Origin of the sequence: Comamonas trifloxystrobinivorans (genome assembly GCF_043359985.1) — a bacterium.
Classification (GTDB): Bacteria; Pseudomonadota; Gammaproteobacteria; order Burkholderiales; family Burkholderiaceae_C; genus Comamonas; species Comamonas trifloxystrobinivorans.
This window is the reverse complement of sequence record NZ_JBHZGV010000041.1, coordinates 1-1,188: the sequence shown is the minus strand read 5'-3', so window position 1 is coordinate 1,188 and position 1,188 is coordinate 1. Positions and strand designations below refer to the sequence as shown.

Genomic DNA, 1,188 nt, shown 5'->3' with positions numbered 1-1,188 from the left:
GGTAATCCCCCCGCAATTCCAGCGCGCTGAGAAGTAGAGACTCTCACAGGAGAATCTCTACCATGAAGAAATCACGTTTCACCGACAGCCAGATCATCGACGCGCTCAAGCGAGCCGAGGCCGGCTTGGCTGTTCCTGAGCTCTGCCGTGAACTGGGCGTCAGCTCGGCAACGTTCTACAAGTGGCGGGCCAAGTTCGGCGGCATGGATGCCTCGCTTATGGCTCGCATGAAGGAGCTGGAAGAGGAGAACCGGCGGCTGCGCAAGATGTACGTCGAGGAAAAGATCAAGGCCGAGATCGTCTCGGAGGCTCTCGCAAAAAAGTGGTGAAGCCATCTCGCAGACGTGAGATGGCTCAGCGAGCCGTGCAGCAGTACGGCGTGTCGATTCGGTCTGCCTGCCAGGCGTTCCAGATCAGCCAAGCCTGCTATCGCTATGTGGCCCAGCGCAACAACGAAGACGAGCAGATTGCCCGATGGCTGATGCGCCTGACCGACAACAACCGCAACTGGGGTTTCGGCTTGTGCTTTCTGCATCTGCGCAACGTGCGTGGCTTTGTCTGGAATCACAAACGTGTCTACCGCATCTACCGGGAGCTGGAGCTGAACCTGCGCATCAAGCCCCGAAAGCGTCTGGTGCGTGAGAGGCCCGAGCCGCTCACAGTGCCAGAGCACTGCAACGAAGTCTGGTCAATGGACTTCATGCATGACCAGCTTGAAGATGGCCGCACTATCCGGCTACTCAACGTGATTGATGACTTCAACCGTGAGGCGCTGGGCATCGAGGTGGACTTCTCACTGCCTGCGCATCGTGTGATCCGGACCCTGACGCAGGTTGTCGCCTGGCGTGGAAAGCCACAGGCGATACGTTGTGACAACGGGCCGGAATACATCAGCGCTGCGCTGCTGCACTGGGCCGGCGGGCAAGGAATCCGCATCGAACACATCCAGCCCGGTAAGCCTCAGCAAAATGCCTACGTGGAGCGCTTTAACAGAACGGTTCGCTACGAATGGTTGTCACAGTATTATTGGTCGGACCTCGACGAGGTTCGGGAGTACGCCACGCAGTGGATGTGGCGCTACAACCATGAACGCCCGAACATGGCATTGGGCGGCATCACCCCCAAACAGCGGCTGGCCATGGCCGCATAGCTCTACTTCTCAGAGCGGTGGTTTGTGGGGGGATTACC

Annotated in this window: 1 protein-coding gene; it reads left to right on the top strand. The window is 58.7% G+C overall.

The window, feature by feature from the left end; genetic code table 11:
* The first annotated feature begins 62 nt into the window (after positions 1-62).
* Positions 63-1,150 (top strand): IS3 family transposase gene (locus ACFIQF_RS24595; RefSeq protein WP_393946280.1). Its coding sequence is split into 2 segments (ribosomal slippage): positions 63-315 and positions 315-1,150, totalling 1,089 coding nucleotides; the frame shifts between segments, so codons are not numbered across the junction.
* The last annotated feature ends 38 nt before the right edge of the window (positions 1,151-1,188 follow it).